This window comes from Nostoc sp. DedQUE05 (assembly GCF_034530955.1).
Classification (GTDB): domain Bacteria; phylum Cyanobacteriota; class Cyanobacteriia; order Cyanobacteriales; family Nostocaceae; genus Nostoc.
In genome coordinates this window covers 58311-79604 of sequence record NZ_JAVRCB010000002.1, presented here as the reverse complement: position 1 = coordinate 79604, position 21294 = coordinate 58311, and the positions used below count along the sequence as shown (strand labels likewise).

The following is a 21294-nucleotide window of genomic DNA, read 5'->3' as shown; positions in this document are numbered from 1 at the left end:
ATATTAGTAGTAAAGTTTTTAAAAACTTTTCTTCAGCCCAGGTCGGTGGGTTTTGTCTATATAGCCGCGAATTCTATTCGCCCGAATATTACGCCAGGTTTCCAGAGAGAAGGAGAAATGACTACAGCACAACAAGCAGAAAATAAAGGTCAGCAAACACGTACTGTAGCAGAGTTAGTGGAATACATCCAAGCTCTCACCACTGAAATTCAAGAATTGTATTGTTTAGACCAGATACCTTGGGTAGTAGGCTATTCCGGTGGTAAAGATAGTACTGCCACTTTACAGCTTATCTGGAATGCGATCGCAGCACTACCAATTGAAAAGCGAAAAAAGACTATTCATGTTATTACAACTGACACACTGGTAGAAAACCCTGTAGTCTCTGTTTGGGTACGCAAATCCTTAGAAAGGATGAAAGTTGCTGCTCAAGAACAGAAAATGCCCATTGAACCACATTTATTACACCCAGAAATCAAAGAGACATTCTGGGTAAGCTTGATTGGTAAAGGTTATCCAACGCCGCGAGGAAAATTTCGTTGGTGTACAGACCGTCTAAAAATTCATCCTTCTAACCACTTTATACGTGATGTGGTTAGAGTAAATGGGGAAGTTATTCTTGTTTTAGGTACGCGCAAGGCTGAAAGTGTCAAACGTGCTATCTCAATGGAAAAGCATCAAGCAGGTAGCCTTAAAGATCGTCTTATTTCTGATTCAAGTTCACATACATCTCTGCTTTACCATAGTGCAAGCTTGCCTAATTCTTTAATTTATAGCCCTATTGAAGACTGGCGTACTGATGAAGTTTGGATTTACCTAAATCAATGGCAAAACCCTTGGGGATATAGCAACAAAGATTTGTTCACTATGTATCGAGGTGCTACAGCAGATAATGAATGTCCACTAGTTGTTGATACTTCGACTGCTAGCTGTGGTGATTCTCGATTTGGGTGCTGGGTTTGCACAATTGTTAGTAAAGATAAATCAATGGAGGCAATGATTCAAAATGATGAAGAAAAAGAATGGATGCAGCCTCTATTAGATATCCGTAATGAATTAGATAATAGAGATGACCGCGATAAAAGAGACTTCCGTCGCATCTGGGGAGAAGTCCAACTTTTTGAACGCCATGTAGATGGTGAAACCTCTATTGAACCAATTCACGGCCCCTATACTAAATTTTGGCGGGAACATTGGCTCAGACGATTATTAGAAGCGCAAACAAAAACTCGTCGTACAGCGCCAGAAAATATGCGCGACATCACCCTAATTACTCTAGAAGAAATGAGTGAAATTCGCCGCATTTGGCTAGAAGAAAAACACGAATTTGATGATAGCTTACCCCGGATTTATCAAGAAGTGACTGGTGAAGAATTTCAAGATCCCCGTCCTGGTGCTGACTATAGCTTACTAGGTCGTGATGAGTGGATAGTATTAGAAGAAATCTGTGAAGGTGACGCGATGCACTTGGAACTCATGGCGAAATTGTTAGACACAGAACGCCAGTATCGCAAAAAGACTCGTCGCGTGGGAATATACGAAACCCTAGAAAAATGTTTTAATACAAGTTCCCGTTCCCCAGAAGATGCGATTAAAAATGCTCGTTTGAAACGCGAGTTAAGCGAAGCAGTTAGTCAAGGTGATGTTGCAAAAGTCAAGCAGATGACTTTGGGCGATGTTGCACCAATCAATGAAGTAGATGAAGGTAAAAGTGAAAGCGATGAAGAGGTAACTTGGGCAAGTATGAAATTCAAAAAGGAAAACTCAGAATAATAGAAGATGGGAGTCAACAAACTACTTAAAGAACGCTTGACAAAGTTTGATCATTTTAAAACAAGCGAGGTTCTATGATTCAAGCCATACACAAATTAGTAACTTTTGAAGATTTTGCAGCTTGGCGGCCTGAAGGTGGAAGATACGAATTACATGATGGCGTGATTGTTGAAATAGCTCAACCAGTAGGAGATCATGAGGATGTTGTTGGTTTTTTGGCGCTAAATATATCTATCGAAATTGGGCGACAAAAACTTCCTTACTTCATTCCAAAAACTGTATTAGTCAAGCCATTTGAAGGTGAATCAGCTTATTCACCAGATATTTTAATAATCAATCGACCAAATTTAGTGAATGAGCCTTTCTGGAAAAAAGAATCAACTGTATCTCAAGCTACATCTATTCCCTTAGTTATTGAAGTTGTTAGTACTAATTGGCGAGATGATTACTACAAAAAATTAGCTGATTATGAGGCTATAGGTATTCCCGAATATTGGATTATAGATTACGCGGCTATAGGTGCTAGGAAGTTTATTGGTAATCCTAAACTGCCTACTATATCCATTTATGAATTAATTGATAGTGAGTACCAAGTTACTCAATTTAAAGGCGATACCCATATTGTCTCCCCTACTTTCCCAGAATTGAATTTAACCGCCGAACAGATTTTTCAAGCTGGAGGTGTGCAAATCTAGCCACGCTTACCAACACCGAGACAGATGCAATCGCATTTCTTAACAGTTAGTGATGGTATTATCTATATTTCATAGACAATATTTTTTCTCAATGCATCAGACAAAATCATCTAATTAATTTTATCTGATTCCTTTGATCGCAAAGTTTCTGCTTCTGCGATCGCCGTTGAACTCATGTTAATCTTAGGATGTTTTAAAAGTCGTGATTGATTTATCAAATATTTTACCCCACCCTAACCCTCCCCTTATAAAGGGGAGGGAACTTGATTTTCTTGTTTCCCCCCTTTATAAGGGGGGATTAAGGGGGGTAAAAAATCACACCATATAACTTTTCAAACACACTCTTAAAAATCAATGATATTTCTTGAACTCGTATTACAAAACTTTGGCCCCTATAGTGGAAAACAAGTAATCAACCTTAACCCAAAAATTGATGAGGAAACCTCACACCCAATTATCTTATTAGGTGGGATGAATGGCGGCGGAAAAACTACCCTTATGGATGCCATTCGTCTCGCTCTTTATGGCCCCCGCGCCCAATGTTCTACCCGTGGGAATTTAAGTTATAGCGATTTTCTCAATCAATGTGTCAACAACAAAATAGATCCAGTTGCAGACACCCGGATTGAATTACTTTTTGAACATATTGAAAACGATAAACCAATAAAATACCGTGTTGTACGTAGTTGGACAAAAAATCCTAAAGACGGGAAAGATACATTAGGTATTTTAGGTGACAGTGATACCTGGCCTGATGCTTTAGTTAATATTTGGGATGAATATATTGAAAATCTCCTGCCATTAGGTATTTCTAACTTATTTCTCTTTGATGGTGAACAGGTTAAAGAACTCGCAGAACAGGAAACACCACCACCAGTTGTAGTAGATGCAATTCGCGGACTTTTAGGTTTAGAGTTAGCAGATCGTTTAGCAGTTGATTTAGATATTTTAGTTAACCGTAAACTTAAAGAAGTTGGTAATAGTAAAGATTTAGCAAACCTAGAGGAAATTGAAACTAGGTTAACCCAACAGCAAGAAGATTATCAAACAACAGAAGAAAAGCTAGAAACTCTCAAAAATCAGGTAGAAGATTTAGAACAAAAGCAGCAAGAAGCCTTTGATAAATTCATTTCTGAAGGTGGGAAGATTGCCGCAGAACGCAATCAACTAGAACTACAACAGGATACAAAAACTGCGGAAATCGAACAAGTACGTCAATCGATGTGTGAATTGGCGGCTGATGTTTTACCTCTGGCATTAATTCCCAATTTGCTTAATCAGGTGCAAGCACAGGGAGAAAAGGAATTTCGCCATCAACAGGTAGAAATTTCTAAAGATTTGTTAATTGAGCGAGATCAGCGCTTACTCGCTTGGCTAAATCAAGGGGAAATTTCTCCGATTCAAGTTGAAAAAATTCAATCTTTTCTAGTCCAAGATGTAGATAATTTATATGCCAAGACTATCCAAATAGAAGCACCTTGGCTATTAGCTGATGATGAAAGCTTAAGTCAGCTAGATAATCTCATATATCACTTACAAAATTCTAAACTTTCTGCAAAAGAGAAATTAGGTATTCTCAAAAATAAAGAAGAAGAAATTCATACTCTAGAAAGACAAGTGCAAACAGCAGCAGCACCCGAAGATTATACAAAGCTGCGTCAAGCACTAGAAACGGCACAAAATCAAGTTGTTGAAGCTAAAGCAAATTATGAAACAATCCGTCGCCGTTTAGCTGAATTAGAAACTGTTATTGCTAAGTCTAAAAAAGAACTAAATGATTATACTGTAGAAAATATTAAACATAAAAATAGCGAACATATTATTACCTCAGCAGCAAAAGTTCAAGAAACGCTCAAGACTTTTCGGGAAAAATTAACTCTGCGAAAACTCAATAAATTAGAGGAGGAAGTTAAAAACTGCTTCCTTTATCTTCTCCACAAATCAGACTTAGTGCATCGCATCACCATTGATACTAAAACTTTTAGCCTTTTGCTTTACGATTTAAATGGTAAACCTGTGCCTAAACATCGTCTCTCGGCTGGCGAAAAACAACTACTTGCGATCGCATTCCTCTGGGGTTTAGCCAAAGTCTCTGGACACCGCTTACCAGTAGCAATCGATACGCCACTAGGTAGACTAGACTCCTCACACCGCAGCAACTTAGTTGAACGTTACTTTCCATCCGCCAGCCACCAAGTGATTTTGTTATCTACGGATACTGAGATTGGCAAAAAAGAAGTAGAAACACTGCGAGAAAACGAAGCGATCGCCCGCGAATATCTCCTCAAATACGACTCGTCCACCCGCCAAACAACTATTCAACCAGGCTACTTTTGGTAATTCGTAATTCGTAATTCGTAATTCGTAATTATTTACCTTTGAGTCGTTTGGTGGAAGCAACTAGAATTTTGCCAATTTCATTTGCCTCTTGGAGAAGTAGTTGAAATTTGTGTCTATCCACTAATTCGGATTCAATTAATATTTCCAACCAGTATTGTGTTTCTCTTGCTTCTTTCAAAGCGATTTCTAATTTATTGATAAAATCTCTATTAGATTGGGCAGACTGTGCTTCTCGAACATTTGCACTAATCGAAGTACCGGAACGAAGTAATTGTTTAGAGAGAATTCTATAAACACCAGGTTTTTCATCTAAAAAGCAACAAGCTTTAACAATTCTTACTGCAAAACTTCTTGTCCGATCAGTAATGCTACTATTAGTTACCATATTTCTCTTTTAAATCTTAATATCTATGTTTCCCCCATCTAAAATAAAAATTACAGTATCAGTCTAAATCAATTACGAATTACGAATTACGAATTACGAATTATTATGGAATCCCCAATCGAAAGAATAAAACTGTCTCAAACAGCCAAAGACCAACTTACCAAACTTAAGCGCAGCACCAAAATCGATCAATGGAATATCCTATGCCGTTGGGCGTTTTGTCGTTCCCTCGCAGAAGCAACCACACCCTCCCCCGTCCCAATTCCCCAGGATAGTAATGTCGAAATGAGTTGGCGCGTTTTTGGTGGCGAAATGTCTGATATACTCCTCCTCGCCCTCAAGCAACGCTGTCATAATGACGGTTATTCTATTGACAAAGAAACCCTTGCTACCCAATTTCGGTTACATTTGCATCGCGGAATTGGCTACTTAGCAGGCGATCCAAATATCAAGAAAATTGAAGATTTAATTGAACTTGCTGTTAAACCTTGAAAGAATATTAGCTGCTAACTGTCTTAATTACGAATTACGAATTACGAATTACGAATTAGTATTATGCCTGAAGCGCTAGAAATTGAGCGTCATAGAGCTGCGATCGCTCGCACTGACATATCTCGCCCCGTGCGATTGGCAATAGAATGGGCAATCCTGAATCCAGACACCACTTTTTTTGATTACGGTTGCGGCTACGGTGGTGATGTCCAGCGAGTTAAAAATTTAGGTTACACCAGTACAGGCTGGGACCCTTACTACTATCCCGATATCCCACGCACCCCCGCCGATGTGGTCAACTTGGGCTATGTCCTCAACGTCATTGAAGACTCAGAGGAACGCCGTCAAAGCCTAATCCAAGCTTGGGAACTCACCGGGAAAGTTTTAATTGTCGCGGCTCAAATACTAATTAACGCTCCCAGCAAAACCCAACTTGCTTACAATGATGGCATTGTGACGCGCCGCAATACTTTCCAGAAATATTACGAACAACAAGAACTCAAAACTTATATTGATGAAGTCCTAAATGTAGATGCAGTGCCGATCGCACTAGGAGTCTATTTTGTTTTTCGAGATGAAGCGGAAAAAGAAAGTTACAAAGCTATCCGCTTTTTTTCTAGCACTTCTACACCGCGAGTCCGCATCCCCACTAAGCGGTTTGAAGATTATCAAGAACAGCTGCAACCACTCATGGCTTTTTTTACCAAGCGCGGTAGACTACCTGTGAAAGGCGAATTGGAAAATGAGCAAGAATTACTGAGGGAATTTGGTAACTTTCGCCGCGCCTTTGGTGTAATTTTACAAGCAACTGATGAAGCAGAATGGGATGCGATCGCTTATCGTCGTTCTCTGGATATCCAAGTTTATCTCGCCCTGACTCACTTTGATAAACGTCCCGCATGGCAAAAACTAGCTCCAGAAATGCGTCACGATATCAAAGCCTTTTTTAGTAGCTACGAGGAAGCGTGCCTTGTAGCCGACCAAAAACTTTTCAGCTTAGGTAAATCTGGAGTAATTCAAACTGCGTGTGAAAAAAGCAAAATAGGTAAACACACACGCGGTGCGCTTTACGTCCATGTTTCAGCATTAGCAGCACTCGATCCCTTGCTACGAATTTGTGAAGGCTGCGCTAGCCGCACCATTGGGCGTGTAGATGGGGCTACATTAATAAAATATCACACTGATAAGCCGCAAATATCCTACCTGTTTTACCCCGACTTCGATACTAATCCCCACCCGGCGTTAAAAGCCAGCATAGGTATTGACTTAAAAACCCTATTCATCACTCACCGAGACTACGAAACTAGGGCAAATCCGCCGATTTTGCACCGAAAGGAAACATTTGTTACCAGCGACTACCCACGCTACGAAGAATTTGCTAAACTCACCCAACAAGAAGAGAAATTAGGATTGCTCAAGGGTAAAAGCGATATCGGCACTCGTGAAGGTTGGGAAAAATGCCTCACTGCACACAGAGTCGAAATCAGAGGGCATCAGGTTTATTCAATTTAAGAAAGTTAAGAAAACGCTGACCTATAAGGTTATCCTGAATTTGTATTTAACCCAAGTAAATCTTGGTAGTTTGTCATATTTGCGATAAATTACACAGCAGCTGTAGCAAATTTCAATCCCCGATCGGGATTATATAAGGAACTGCTGCCGCTCGGATAATTCAAACCTTTATAGGTAATAGTTACATGATATGCTTTTACATTTCCTCGTTGGATTTTATTGATATTTCCTCAAAAGAGGCAAAAAGTTGAGAATATGAGGAAAATTAAATCGCTGCTGGGAGTTTTCGGTAGTCGCAAGATGGCGGCTTTATTATTTTTAGGTTTTTCATCGGGTTTACCATTATTGTTAATTGGTAATACCTTAAAAGCTTGGATGACCGTAGAAAAGGTAGACTTAGCCGCTATTGGTTGGTTTAGCCTTGCTAGTTTGCCTTATTCCTTGAAGTTTCTGTGGTCGCCGTTCCTGGACAGATTCAGCTTACCAATTTTGGGACGAAGACGGGGTTGGTTAATTTTGACGCAGATTGCTTTGATTATAGCGATCGCAGTTATGGCTTTTCAACAACCCAAACAAGCATTACAGCTACTAGCAATCAACGCTATAGTCATCGCCTTTATCAGTGCAACTCAAGATATCGCTGCTGATGCCTACCGTACCGACGTTTTAGAAAAACTAGAAATGGGGGCTGGTGCAGCAGTTTTTATCTTAGGTTATCGAATTGCCCTGTTAATCGCAGGTGCTTTAGCTTTGATACTTGCTGACAAACTGCCTTGGTCATCGGTTTACTTGTTTATGGCAGGAACGATGGTAATTGGTATTCTTGCCACCTTGTTCGCACCAGAACCCCAGGAAATTAGCCCTCCAAGTTCTCTTGCTGATGCTGTCATCTTGCCGTTTCAGGAATTTTTTCAGCGTCAAGGGATTATCAAAGCTATTTTAATGCTTGCATTCATCACTCTATACAAGCTAGGCGATGCTTTGTTGAGCAATATGACCACGCCTTTTTTGCTGCAAACTGGTTTTACCAAAACCGACATTGGGGCAATTCAAGTGGGGATGGGGTTAATTGCGACGATTGTTGGCGCTTTAGCAGGTGGTTCAATTTTGAGTGCTATTGGCATCAATAGATCGCTTTGGGTTTTTGGTATTCTACAAGCAGTAAGTAATTTAGCTTACTTTTTTCTAGCATATATCGGTCAAAACTACCAAGCTATGGTACTTGCCATCAACGTAGAACAATTTTGTGGTGGATTGGGGACAGCAGCCTTTGTTGCCTTTTTGATGAGTCTTTGTAACCAGAGGTTTTCCGCAACCCAATATGCTTTGTTATCCAGCTTAATGGCTGTCAGTCGTGATATTCTGGCGGCCCCTGGAGGCGCGATCGCCCAAAGCACGGGTTGGCCTATATTTTTCTTAATTACCATCGCCGCCGCTGTACCAGGACTATTCCTATTGCCAGTATTTGCCCCCTGGAACCCTCAGCCAGTGGCAGTATCCAGACCAGGACTTGAGGACGAAGAAGAGGATATATGGGGAATCAAGTAGTTATTGCTGTCGGCACATTCATCCTCTTACTGACTGGTTTATTACTTGGCTATGTTCTCTCGCAGTTAGTTCTAGGATTTTTAGCATTTAACCTCTTAACTTTTTTTGGAACACTCAGCCTAATTTTAATTTTTGGTACGCTTTATTACGTTTTATTTTGGCAATTGCGAAGAGAACAATCCCGGCCATCAACTCCATCAACCATCAATCAAGGGATACCAACCCAGGTAGAGGAGGGTTTATCTGATAGCTATCTCAAAAACAGGCTAATAGCTAAATTATCTGGTGACACTGCCGCAGCCGAACGGTTAATTGAACAGGCAAAGGAAACTTATCCTGGGATGCCGGAGAACTGGTATTGCGAAAGAGTACTTGATGACTTGGAAAGCGATCGCCAGAGGGAGTAGGGGAAGCAGGGGAGGCAGGGGAGCAGGGGGGCAGGGGAGCAGGGGAGCAGGGGAGCAGAGAAGAATAATTAATCCCTAATGCCCAATTCCCAATGCCCCATTCCCATCTACAAAAAATTGCTAAAATCAATCAAGAATACTTCACAAATCTTTAGCTAGGTTCTCATAAAAGTTTCTAGCTTCTTGCAATTAAAATATGGCTATTTTTCGTCAATACATCGCCCCACTGCTTGTAGTACTAGTATTTGTTTTTGCCCTAGTGGCAGTCAGCGCCCGGATATTTTTACCATCCGATATGGCAGCACCCGCACCAATTGAAGAGGTACAGGTAACTTCTCAACCTACTCCAACTGATTTACCTCCAGCAACACATAACGCGATCTAGCTAAGTCAATAAATATCAGTAGTGTCTGAGCAACTATTACCTGGATACATTATTCGCCGTGGCTCCCTTTTAGAGCGATCGCTGCTGCTCAAATTCATGCAGCGAACTTACCAGGATCTCTTTCCCAACGAGGATTTTTCCCACTTAGAGCAAACAGTTAAGCAATACTTTTCTAGCGATACGCCCTTGTGGTGGGTAGAAGAGGAGGGGGAGCAGGGAGAAGGGAGCAGGGAGCAGGGAGAGCAGGGGGAGATGAGGGAGACAAGAAGAATAAGCAATGCCCCATGCCCCATTCCCAATGCCCAATTCCCAACGCCCAATTCCCCCATAGCCTGCCTCTGGGTTGGCAATGCCATAGATCAAGTACATGGGAACCGTCATGCTCACATCTTTATTCTCTACGTTGTACCAGAACATCGGCGGCGGGGTATTGGTACAGCCTTGATGCGATATGTGGAAAATTGGGCTATTCAAAGAGGCGATCGCCAGATTGGACTGCAAGTATTTCAATCAAACAAACCCGCATTGAATCTTTATAATCAGTTAGGCTATCAAACCCAATCCCTATGGATGGTAAAATTCCTGAGTGCAGAAAAATAAACTCAAGGATAGCGATAATATACTGTTGCATCTGAGTTATGGAGGTTCTCGTTTGCATAAAACTCAACGAGGAAGAAAGGAAAATGTATAAGAACCCAACTAATATATATAAATATAAAGATAAAGCTTTAACTTATTAGCGCGGGGGATTATGTGTTAATCCCTTTTCGGGATTGAAATCAAATTATGTATGACGAAGACGATCTAAGCCTACTGGATATTGAGGAGGAGCTAGAAAGCCCCTTAGATAAAATAGAGCCACTAACTGCCGAATCAGTTGTGGCCAAGCCCGATCCAGAAGTGATGCTAGCCTTGCTGGAAAATCCCCAGCCCCAGCAAAGAATGTTAGCAGCACGTGCTTTTTGTGATATAGAAGATGCCCGTGCTACCCCCCATCTGATTCGCCTGTTAACTGATACCTGTCCCTTGGTGCGGGTAAGTGCAGCTTATGGCATCGGACGCAATCCCAGTTTTGAAGCAGTGAGTCCGTTAATTGCTCAACTAAACAGTGATTGGAATGGCTATGTGCGTAAAGGTGTAGTTTGGGCTTTAGGAAACTGTCGCGATCGCCGTTCTTTAGCACCTTTAGCAAACGCTCTCAGAACCGACATTTCCGCAGTGCGTTTGTGGGCTGCTAGCGCCTTAGCACAAATGGCAGAAGTCGGTTATGAAGCAGTGATAGGCGCAATACCACCATTAATTGAAGCCTTAGTCCAAGATCCCGTGGCAGCAGTGCGGAGTAACAGTGCTTGGGCAATTGGTCAACTGTGCCGCGAATTGCCTTCTAATGTAGTTTATGCCACAGCGATCGATGCCCTAATTCAAGCCTTTGCCGAAGACCAAGATTTGGGAGTCCGAGAAGACGCCAAAGCCTCACTGTTAGGAGTGGGCGATCCCCGTGGCTTGCAGTTGATTGAAACCCTGGAACAAGAAGGGTGGTTTTGATTTGGGCATTGGGCATTGGGCATTGGGCATTGGGTATTAATCACTTGAATTCCAATTCCTAACTCCCAACTTCTAACTCCTAACTCAGCCCTTACTGTCCTTCAGCTACAGGTTTGACCAAATTTAAGTCATAAGGGCGCTCAGTATCATCCTCACCCAAATATTCACCATTTTGAATTTCCAGAATAACTAGCGGAATATGCCCAGGATTATCTACTTTATGTAGTGTTGCAGCCGGGACATAAGTTGATTCGTTTCGATTCAGTAATATTTCCGTATCGCCACAAGTCACCTTCGCCACGCCGGAAACTACAACCCAATGTTCATTGCGGTGATAATGAATTTGTGGTTTAATTCCGTGCCTGGGCTTAATTTCCACACGACTAATTCTATAAGTTTCTCCCTCCTCGATTACCTCTACCTCACCCCAATATCGTGTACCTGAATGTGGAGACAATTCGTTGATATTTGACTGGGTATTATTTTCATTGGGAGTCATAATTAATTTCTCAACCAGATAAGTATTAGTATTTATCAGTAATTTACCGTAAACGAGATAAACCTGGGTAGGGAGATGCAGTCACAACGTCTCTATTGATGACAACTGCTCTAACTTTACTTGAGGCAACAGATTCTATTCGTGAATTTTTAAATGTTTGAAGGCGTGAATTGTTCACTCCCCCGTATACTGAATCCGATAAATCCGATTATTGGCTTCTTCTGTTAGTAGTAAACTGCCATCTGGCAACACCAGTAAACCTACAGGCCGTCCCCAAGTGGTTGGTACAGAAGGATTTAGCAAAAATCCTGTGAGAAAGTCTTCGTAGTAGCCAAGCGATCGCCCTTTAGCATCAAAGGGAACAAATACAATTTTATAACCAGTGCCGCGATCGCGATTCCAAGAACCACGAAAAGCAGCAAAAGCACCGTTCTGGTATTTTTTGGGATACGTTTTACCATCATAAAACTGCAAACCCAATGCTGCGGAGTGCGCCTGAAACAGCACATCTGGCGTTTGAGTTCGGGCTACTAAATCAGGACGTTTACTTTTGTTATCCGTCTTTTGCCGCGGATCGAGGTTGTTTGGTGTTAGATAAGCATAGGGCCAGCCGTAAAATGCCCCTTGTTTAACACGTGTTAGATAGTCTGGCACCAAATCATCACCAATTCCATCCCGTTCGTTAACAGTGGTATAAAGTTCCTTAGTTACAGGATGAAAGTCTAAACCAACAGGGTTACGCAAGCCGGAAGCGAAAGTTTGCTGCTGGGAACCATCTAAATTCATCACCTGTATCGAAGCCCGTGGTAGGGGTTCTTCATCTACATTGGTTCCCGATCCAACTGAAATATATAATTTATTGCGATCGGGCGAGACAACGACATTGCGCGTCCAATGGTTGTTATAACCTTGAGCGGGCAAATCGGCAATTTTTTCCCCTTTACCTGTAATTTTGTTTTGCTCTTTCGTATAGGGAAAACGCACTACAGCATCTGTGTTTCCCAGAAAAAAGGAATTACCTGCAAAAGCCATTCCAAAGGGTCTATTGAGTCCGTTATCACTACTAGCAAAGGTTTCTCGAACGTCAGCGACACCATCGCCGTTGCTGTCACGCAATAGACGAATCCGATTTTGCCCGGTTTCAGTTACTAAAACATCACCATTGGGGGTTAAAGCTAACCAGCGTGGGGCATCTAAACCTTCAGCAAAGACATTTACTGTGAAGCCTGGTGGTACACGCAGCACCGGATTTTCTGGAATAGGCACAACTTCAGGCCGCTTCGAGGCGCTTTCGGTTGCAAAGGGTGCTGGTAAATTCTTTAGATTGATTCGGATGGGTGTAGGTGAAAGTACTTCAGTACGGACAATATTTTTTGGCTGTGTAGGATTCGGTGTCAGTTGGGTAGAAGGTACGGATTTTTGAGGGGTGGGATTATCTGAGTTAGCGCGAGTCTGGTTACAGGCTGCTGCCAAAATCATTAAAAAAACTGGCAGCAAAAAACGCGCAGGAACTTTCATGGTGGTAGACACTATACACAATGTTCCTACTCTAGACCTGAGGCTTAATAATTGTCGCCAGTCAAAAGTTTGATTTTTCTTAGTTGTCAACCTATTAATAATTCAAAAATAAAGCACTAGTAACTAGATTCTATTCCCGATGACCAATGCTCAATGTTTACACATACAAACATTTATTAGTGAACAAAAAATTTTCAAATTCTGCTGCTGGTAAGGGACGACTAAATAGAAAACCTTGCATAGAGTTACATTTGTATTGGCGTAAAAAACCTAGTTCTGGTTCTGTCTCTACACCTTCAGCCACTACATCTAAATTGAGATTGTGAGCCATCTGAATTAATGCCTTAGCGATGGCTGACTTTTGGGAATCATTAGCAACATTATGGATAAAATAACGATCTATTTTTAATGTATTAATTGGTAAGTTTTTCAGATAAATCAAAGAAGAGTAACCCGTACCAAAATCATCGATCGCAATTTTTATACCCAAAGATTGCAATTTGCTCATAGTAGCGATCGCACTATTGACATCTTGCATAATCATACTTTCAGTGAGTTCTAGTTCTAGGTCATGTGGTTCTATATTATTCACGGATATAAAATTAACTATATTATGAATGAAATCTGGCTGATTAAATTCAATGGCTGACAGATTTACAGCAACAATCAATGAATCAATTCCAGCATCACGCCAGCTTTTAATTTGTTCGCATACCCTTTTTAATACCCATTTACCAATTGGAACAATTAAACCTGTAGACTCTGCTAACGGAATAAATTCTGTTGGATAAATCATTCCTAACTCTGGACTTTGCCAGCGTAATAAACTTTCAGCACCTACTATTTTTCCAGATGTAATATCGACTATTGGTTGATAATAAATTTCAAATTCTTGAAAATTATGTTGTTTTATAGCTCGGTGTAAGCTAATTTCTAACAACTGTATTTTTGGAGACAAGTTATTAATGACAGTCTGAGAAGATAAATACCTTTTTAAAGTAGCGTATTTTTCCAACCTGTTCATAATGGCACTTAATAACTCAGCTCGAGTGAATGGCTTAGTTATATAGTCATCTGCACCCATATCCATACCTTGGCGGAAGTCAGATTTAGCAGATTTGGCAGTGAGAAAGATGAAGGGAATGGTTGCCGTAGATGGTTCTTGACGTAATGCTGTGAGCACACCATAACCGTCAATTTCTGGCATCATCATATCACAAAGAATTAAATCAGGAACTTCGGAGATAGCCAAATTTACCCCGATTCTGCCATTAGCCGCAGCAATAGTTTCAAAATCCTCAGCTTCTAGCAAATCTAAAATGTTTTCCCGGACTGCTTCTTCATCTTCTATTATTAATATTTTTGGCATAAATTACCTCATATTTCTATTTGTTTTCCGACATTATCCAGTAATACTTATTACAAAAAAATGTTTTTTATAATTTAAGTATTTTAACTTTGTAGATATCTCCACAATTTTTTAAAATTGTCATTTTTAATCTAGCATCTAGTATATTAACACCATTGATAGCGCGATAAAATGATTTAAGAATATTTCCTATGTTTTCTTGGAAAATACAAATTTGCCAATCTTTAATTTCAAATAAGGTTTGTCTATATTGGCTAAGTAAATTCAACTTGAAATTGCTATCACCAGAGAAAAATTTAATATAAATTGAAAACAAGTTAATCAAGATGTGTGCCAAAAGTTTTTCATTGATGCAGCAGGTTACAAATTTATATTTACTGATGAAAACAATCAAGCGCCGATAGCCCAGATTCATCTGTATTTGTTCTGGCGATTGTCGGCTGTATTCAACCAAATTGAAGTATGTTGGTCTATACTCTAATTTTCCTACTTCTAACTGGCCAATAATCAACACATCATTCAACATTTCAGTCATGATTATGTGATATTTGGGCTTCTTTGTCTGCATGACCCTATTAGACTTACGGTAAAAGTCCAAATCTCCCTCATAAAGTTCAATGAAGTGAGTGTATTTGCTTGTCGTAGCTTTACGTACTATAGCGCGTACTAGTAACCATTGGGGCTTGAGTAATTGTCTCTCAACGAAAATCTGATGTTCTACCTCCAAGGAACCAATACTAGCATTACCTCTAGTTTTCTCTGTTTTTTGTGCCAGTGCTTGACAGATATAGATGCTTTTAGGAGTAATATTACCGACAATGTTACGTTGCTTATCTACAACTTGAAGTAGTTCCAACTGATGCTGGCACAACCGTGATAGCACTGAGACTATCTTTGAAAATTCTGACATGTTAAATGTCATAACTAAGGTATGCATAACTTCAAAAGTATTGGCTGTTTTCAAGCTAGTTTCAGAAGCTATAAACAGTACCATATCATGCTTGCTGAAGTACCCTACTACCTACGAAGATGAAAAAACAAGATACTTTTACCCTGTGCTATACCAGTGCGTAAGCGTAGTCAATTGTATAAATAGCATCTACTTTAATAGTGATGTTTTTAACACAACCATCAGGAGCAAACAGTCAATTCTTAACTCTAAGCTTTGTAGGCTGATGAGCTGAGGTAAAGTTTGCATAGATTTTCACGATAGCTATCATCAAATAATAGTTATCTAAAGCTGCTTATCTAAGTATTTTCCAATATTTTGACCTTAAACAACTAGTAATTTTTGGGATACAAACACTACAAAAAGTGTGTTAAGAATTACAAACTAGCTTATATCCAGCTAGTTGGGTATTGAGTATTGGGCAAAACAGTTTTGAGTGCTGTTAGCGGAAAGCTAAGGTTTAGCCCGTGCTGAGTTAGGAGTTTTCTTTTGTCCCCTTGTCCCCTTGTCCCCTTGTCCCCTTGTCCCCTTGTCCCCTTGTCTCCCCGCTTCTCTGCCTCTTCACAAAGGACGTAACTGCAACCGCCGTTCGCCATAACGTAATAGCCTTTCTATAGTTACGAGCCGATTTTCCCAAACTTTGACTTGATAGGAATTCGACTTAATTTCTTGGCTCATCAATACCCGAAATTGTGACTGGAACCGAGTTAGAGAGGCTCTCGCCACGAGTAACTTACTAGCAGAAGGAGAAGCGGCAAGCTGATTTAAAGCACTGCGTAAAACTTCTGCCTGGTTGTTAAAATCTGAAATTTTTTGAGATGGTCTTGGTCGTTGGTCATTTTGGAAAACAAATTTCCATTCCCGTTGTAGCGCGGTGTAACGGATGGCGGCAGTTTGAAAAGGCTGACTCAGAGGAATCGGTTCACTTGTTGTAGATTGAATTCTACCTTGGGTGTTACTAAAGAGTTTTTGGAGATCGTTGTTAAAATTCTCTGCGGCAAATAGTGCATAACCACTAACTGGCAAGTCCCTTACCAACTGGAGTTGATCGAATGCCCCGATGGTTGGCAAAGAAAGTAAGCGAATTCCCGGCACCAACAAGGTAGCTCCCAATTGTTTAGAGGCAATCCAGGGTTGGGCCAGTCGTTGAAATCGAGAAGTATCAAGAGCATAAGTCATGGGAACAATTAAATCTACATCCCCCCGTTTTGCCCAAGTTTCCCAATTTTGTTGAATTTTCTGAATCCGTTCTAGTTCTGGCAAAGGAAATACTGCAACCGACAAAATCAAATTCGGTTGCTTTTGTCGCAACTGCTGTGATACTTGGGCGACAAAGCTATCAACTTGCTCGGTGCGAAATTTTGTCCATTTTTGCCACAAATCTGCTTGGCTAGGAGAAATATTCACTGGATCTACACCAGTAAGTTTCTGAAATTGCGCTCTTGCAGCTTTCCCATAGCCATAAGTTCGACCTGCTGATGGATCTTGGAAAGGGTAGCGAATGTAGTCTAGCTGTAAACCATCCACCTTATATTTAGTGACAATTTCCTCATACAGCTTGAGCAAGTATTGCCGCACTTCGGGGTTGGCTGGATCGAAGAATGGCTTGGTCTGACCAACGGGAATCATGTTGCCTAGATTATCGTAGTTTGCCCAATCGGGATGAGCCGCCAGTACTGGCCCTGGATAATTAGGATTAAGGTTGAGAATTTCATTATGACGTTGGTTGCCAGCAGCAAAAGTCCACACCCAAGCGTGTAATTCCATATCTCGCTCATGGGCTAGTTTCACCGCTTCTTCCAGTGGGTTCCACCCACGAATTAATGGGTTTTGCTCTTTTGCCACTTGGCTTGGATAAATTGGATAGCCAGCGTTAACAGTTTCAAAAAAGACGGTATTAATCCCGGCTTGGGCGAGGCGATCAAAAATCTGTGCCAGTCCCGCCTTACTACCAGCGCGAACAATTGTTCCCCGATCTAACCAAACTGCGCGAATTTCTGGTTGAGCTAGTTTCCGATCGACAGGAAACTGCTGCCACAAAGTTGTTTTAGCGATCAGCCACTGTTGACGAGCCAAAGCGTAGTTTTTTTGAGCAATCAATTGGGGTAAATTTTTAGCAATTAGCCTTGCTTGTGCTAACACTTGGTCTTTACTTATGGCTAACGCCCCCAGTTTGGTTGAGGCTAATTGTGTTGGCTGTTCTTTGACAGACTGGGGGGTGTTCAAATTCCTAGAAAACTGTTTTCCCTCACCCTCAGATATTGTTTCGCCAACATTAGCCGCATCAGCTAACACCGCTAAATGAGCGCTTTCCACGCGACCAATCAGATTTTCTAGTTCTTGCTGGAGAGCGATCGCTTGGTTGTTATCAATCGGCTCATTGGAGTTGGGTGCAACATCCAAACGCACCGCTTGTTCTAATTGGTCAATAGCCTCCTGAGAACTTGGGGGTTTGACCATAGGCAAAGGTCTAGGTATGGGAGCAGTGGCAGTTTTAGGAGGAGTCAATGAGGGAGATGAACTACCCCCCTGCCCTCCTGCCCCTCTGCTCCCCTGCCCCTCTGCGCCTCTGCTCCCCTGCACTAAGGGCGCGGCTGCAACAGTTGTAGAGCAGCTTTGGGAACCTCCTGGTATTTTTTTGGTGCGATTTGATGGCGCTAATGCTGTCAAATAGTGATTGATAGTAGTTTTTAACCAGGCATTATCCAACTCGGCTGCGGAGGCTGTATCTGTTCCCCAGCGCCAGCCCAAAAAGGTGGAACGCTCAGTTGTCACGACTGCGGCCGGACTATCTTTGGAATTCCAAACAGCAGGAGATTCAGTGCCCATATCATTAGGAATCACAACGCCGCCGCGCACTTTACCAAATAGTCCAGTTTGATTTGCCCATTCTGGAATCCTGGTTTTTGCAGCTTGAATCTGTTCTGTGTCACTAAGGCTGAATCCCCAATAACCTCCCAAGAGCGATCGCAATAATTGCCGCACTCCTGGCGATGACAAACTACCTACAGGCCCACTAGCAATCAAACGCCCTCCCTTACTCATCCAGTCTTCTAGAGCGATCGCTTGAGTTGGTGTTAATGTCTCGACGTTTGGCAAAAATAATACGCGGCGATCGCCCCAATCTGCCCCACTCTTGACATCATTTAGGGAAATTACACAATATTTCACTCCTGTTGTCTGTAAGCGATCGCTTATCCCTCTCCATTGATTTACATTTTCTTGCCCATACACTACGCTTAATACGGGTTCTTCAGTCGCTGCCGTTGCTGGCAAAATACTCAAAAAACTTAAAACTACAATTTCACAACTTAAAATAAATAATCTTTTAGCTTCTTTAACTTTTAAACTTATATCTTTTTGGTTTTCCTGATAATTCACCAGTGACTCCTCACTTCATTATTAATTAATTTAGTTATTAGTCAGAATTCATTAGTACAGAATATAGGACTTGAGCTTTATCCTAGTAAGTTTACTGAGATTCTCACTTGGCTTAAGTAAGCTAATCTTTTACTTTGCAAAAATCAAATATAATTCCTATAAGCTTTTCGTAGAAGTACTTAGTGAATGACTTTCATCAATCTAGCCTATCAAAAGCAGTAAAAAATGCCAAGATGGATACTCAAATTGCCCAGGCGATTCTATAGAAATTGTTAGCTATTACATTGTGAATTTCATTCCATTGGTGACTAGCTTTTTAGAAAATTTTGTGTTTACCAATTCCAATAGGCTTTTGAGCAATTGCAGAGATTTTTCATTTAAACCTAAAATAAAAAATGCCACTCTTATTCTGATTATCTATTTTTCAGGATTTTTGTGAGTTAAAAAAGTAATACTAGTGCATTTTAAAGCCCTCACCCTAAATCTCTCTCCCAAGCTTGGGAGAGGGACTTTCAAATTGGCTCGGCTCCCTTTTTGCCAAAATAGTGAGAACGGGTTGGCGGATGAAGACAGATTTTGTATTTGTGCAATAAGTCTAATTATTACTCTTGACGATCGCCAGAGTTAAACTAACAATAATTTTTCACGAATTTTTCCAGAAATTTTTAGATAAAATAAGATAATAATTTCAACAGTCGCAATTGCAATCACCAAAATTTATTAAATGTAAAACAATATTTTTAGATTTATTTATGTTTAATTAAAGCTTATCACTTTTGTATTTAACATTAAAATCTTTGGATACAAAAAAATTGCTTTGAGTTGAAATGCTTAAAATTATACTGATTCAAAAAACTTTTATAACAGATAACCACACCCCCAAAGCATTTTCTTGACAAGAATAGGGATCGGGGGTGAAATTTTGCTATGTACTTCATCCACCTGGAAACTACTATAAAACTAAAGGACTAACAAAAACAGCTTAAAGAATACAAGTATTGATTAAATCTTCAACTCCTCCTACTGGTAAAATTTTTGTCTCAAGTTTGCAGGCTAATTCTTCAATACTCATATCATCTAAAAATACCAATTCACCATGTTTGAGCATTACATTTGGTAGTAAAATTCCGTCTCCCAAATCTTGTCCTTGTAAGTTCAACAGCAAATCATGACCCGTTAGTAATCCCGTGACAGTGATACTCTGTCCCCAATAATCACTACATAAAGCACGCATATTTACTTTTAATCCTTCAACAGAATTTAACCGTTTCAAGATAGGTTCAAAGGCATTTTCTACTGCGTTGCCTACTACCCAAGTTAATTTTCTCTGAGGATAAACTTTTGACGGTAGTAATTCTGTTGCCGCGGCTGCAAATTGCTTGATAAACAACTGAATTGAACCAACACCATTATCAATTTGGGGATACTCTTCATATTCAGATTCGCTCGGTAATTCTTCACCTGCAATCAAAAACCACTCATCAGCTAACCAAGCGACGTTAGAGGAAAACTTTTGACGAAATTGTTGCGAGAGTATTTGCACTTGAGAAATTACTTCTTTCGCTTTTTCTCTAGTTACGGGTGTAAGTTCGTCTTCTGGAGGCCGAAACCTTGTCAATCCGACTGGCACAACTGCCACTGATGCCACCGTAGGCACTTCACCAGTATGAAAGGATGCTAAGTCTTTTAAGGTTTGCTCCAGGTGTTCGCCATCATTTATACCAGGACAAACAACTACTTGAGCATGAACTTGTAGCCGTCTTTTTTGAAACCACTTGAGTTGTTGTAAAATTTGTCCCGCACGAGGATTTTTCAAGAGTCTAATTCTAACTTCCGGCTCCGTGGCATGAACAGAAACATACAACGGAGATAAGCGCATTTGTTCAATCCGCTGCCATTCTCTTTCTGGTAAATTGGTCAGGGTAAGATAAGAGCCGTACAAAAAGCTTAAGCGGTAATCGTCGTCTTTAAAGTACAAGCTGGTGCGCTTACCTGGTGGTTGTTGGTCGATAAAGCAAAAAGGACAGCGGTTATTACACTGAATTAAGCCATCAAATAGGGCAGTTTCAAATTCTAGTCCCAAGTCTTGGTCGTAATCTTTTTCGATTTCCAAGCTATGAGTTTTACCAGTAGCGTCTAAAACTTCTAATTCTAAAATTTCATCAGCACACAAAAACTGATAATCAATTAAATCGCGGGGATGTGTACCATTGATTGCAACGATCGCATCCCCAACTTCAAAACCAATCTCTGCGGCTATTGAGTCTGGAAGAACCTTGGTAATTCGAGCAGGATGAATGGTAGTCATGGGGAATGGGGCATTGGGCATTGGGCATTGGGCATTGGGCATTATAGCGTTTCTTAGTTGAGTTTAATACAGACTTAACCTCAGCCTCTTCCCTAGTCGCGTTGGGGAGTAAAATTTAAAGCCTCTCTCCTTTTAGGAGAGAGGAATGGAAGTGAGGTTAGATTGTATTACATACAACCGAGCGATCG

17 protein-coding genes are annotated in these 21294 nt (G+C 40.7%); 10 read left to right on the top strand and 7 right to left on the bottom strand.

Going from position 1 to position 21294, the window contains the following annotated elements:
- Positions 1–117 precede the first annotated feature (117 nt).
- The 3 genes from dndC (at position 118) to dndD (ending at position 4808) form a co-directional block, all read left to right on the top strand.
- On the top strand, positions 118–1773 hold the full coding sequence (gene dndC, locus RMZ42_RS02555; protein WP_322670044.1) for a DNA phosphorothioation system sulfurtransferase DndC: 1656 nt from the start codon (positions 118–120) through the stop codon (positions 1771–1773).
- Positions 1774–1847: 74 nt separating this feature from the next.
- Positions 1848–2468 carry a Uma2 family endonuclease gene (locus RMZ42_RS02550; protein WP_322669918.1) on the top strand — a complete coding sequence of 207 codons (621 nt, stop codon included), beginning with the start codon at positions 1848–1850 and terminating at the stop codon, positions 2466–2468.
- 354 nt (positions 2469–2822) lie between these two features.
- Positions 2823–4808, top strand: a complete 1986-nt coding sequence (gene dndD / locus RMZ42_RS02545) for a DNA sulfur modification protein DndD (protein ID WP_322669917.1) — start codon at positions 2823–2825, stop codon at positions 4806–4808.
- Between the two features lie 28 nt (positions 4809–4836).
- Here dndD and RMZ42_RS02540 read toward each other — a convergent pair whose 3' ends face one another.
- Positions 4837–5193, bottom strand: coding sequence for a four helix bundle protein (locus RMZ42_RS02540; RefSeq protein ID WP_322669916.1), 357 nt, complete (start codon positions 5191–5193; stop codon positions 4837–4839).
- Between the two features lie 105 nt (positions 5194–5298).
- On the opposite strand from RMZ42_RS02540, the gene dndE reads away from it, so the two are divergent.
- From dndE to RMZ42_RS02505, 7 genes are all read left to right on the top strand, one after another.
- On the top strand, positions 5299–5685 hold the full coding sequence (gene dndE, locus RMZ42_RS02535; protein ID WP_322669915.1) for a DNA sulfur modification protein DndE: 387 nt from the start codon (positions 5299–5301) through the stop codon (positions 5683–5685).
- 63 nt (positions 5686–5748) lie between these two features.
- Entirely contained in the window at positions 5749–7197 is a 1449-nt protein-coding gene (locus RMZ42_RS02530; protein WP_322669914.1) for a DNA phosphorothioation-associated putative methyltransferase, read from the top strand.
- A gap of 255 nt (positions 7198–7452) precedes the next feature.
- Entirely contained in the window at positions 7453–8745 is a 1293-nt protein-coding gene (locus RMZ42_RS02525) for an AmpG family muropeptide MFS transporter (protein ID WP_322669913.1), read from the top strand.
- Positions 8730–9152, top strand: a complete 423-nt coding sequence (locus RMZ42_RS02520) for an ABC transporter permease (RefSeq protein ID WP_322665288.1) — start codon at positions 8730–8732, stop codon at positions 9150–9152. Before RMZ42_RS02525 ends, RMZ42_RS02520 begins: the two co-directional genes overlap by 16 nt.
- A gap of 196 nt (positions 9153–9348) precedes the next feature.
- Positions 9349–9537 carry a hypothetical protein gene (locus RMZ42_RS02515; protein ID WP_322669912.1) on the top strand — a complete coding sequence of 63 codons (189 nt, stop codon included), beginning with the start codon at positions 9349–9351 and terminating at the stop codon, positions 9535–9537.
- Positions 9538–9558: 21 nt separating this feature from the next.
- Positions 9559–10137, top strand: a complete 579-nt coding sequence (locus RMZ42_RS02510; protein WP_322669911.1) for a GNAT family N-acetyltransferase — start codon at positions 9559–9561, stop codon at positions 10135–10137.
- Between the two features lie 186 nt (positions 10138–10323).
- Positions 10324–11082 (top strand): HEAT repeat domain-containing protein, encoded by a 759-nt coding sequence (locus tag RMZ42_RS02505; protein WP_322669910.1) that lies wholly within the window; start codon positions 10324–10326, stop codon positions 11080–11082.
- Positions 11083–11173: 91 nt separating this feature from the next.
- Here the strand turns inward: RMZ42_RS02505 and RMZ42_RS02500 are convergent, their stop codons facing one another.
- From RMZ42_RS02500 to RMZ42_RS02475, 6 genes are all read right to left on the bottom strand, one after another.
- Complete coding sequence (locus tag RMZ42_RS02500; protein ID WP_322669909.1) at positions 11174–11581, bottom strand: phosphomannose isomerase type II C-terminal cupin domain; 408 nt, start codon at positions 11579–11581, stop codon at positions 11174–11176.
- A gap of 174 nt (positions 11582–11755) precedes the next feature.
- The gene (locus tag RMZ42_RS02495; RefSeq protein ID WP_322669908.1) at positions 11756–13099 is read right to left on the bottom strand and encodes a sorbosone dehydrogenase family protein; all 1344 of its coding nucleotides are present in this window, start codon (positions 13097–13099) and stop codon (positions 11756–11758) included.
- A gap of 157 nt (positions 13100–13256) precedes the next feature.
- Positions 13257–14468 (bottom strand): EAL domain-containing response regulator, encoded by a 1212-nt coding sequence (locus RMZ42_RS02490; protein WP_322669907.1) that lies wholly within the window; start codon positions 14466–14468, stop codon positions 13257–13259.
- A gap of 67 nt (positions 14469–14535) precedes the next feature.
- Entirely contained in the window at positions 14536–15462 is a 927-nt protein-coding gene (locus RMZ42_RS02485; RefSeq protein WP_322669906.1) for a hypothetical protein, read from the bottom strand.
- Between the two features lie 516 nt (positions 15463–15978).
- Positions 15979–18801, bottom strand: coding sequence for a family 10 glycosylhydrolase (locus tag RMZ42_RS02480; protein ID WP_322670043.1), 2823 nt, complete (start codon positions 18799–18801; stop codon positions 15979–15981).
- A 979-nt stretch (positions 18802–19780) separates the two neighbouring features.
- The gene (locus tag RMZ42_RS02475) at positions 19781–21106 is read right to left on the bottom strand and encodes a TIGR03279 family radical SAM protein (RefSeq protein ID WP_322670042.1); all 1326 of its coding nucleotides are present in this window, start codon (positions 21104–21106) and stop codon (positions 19781–19783) included.
- Between the last annotated feature and the right edge of the window lie 188 nt (positions 21107–21294).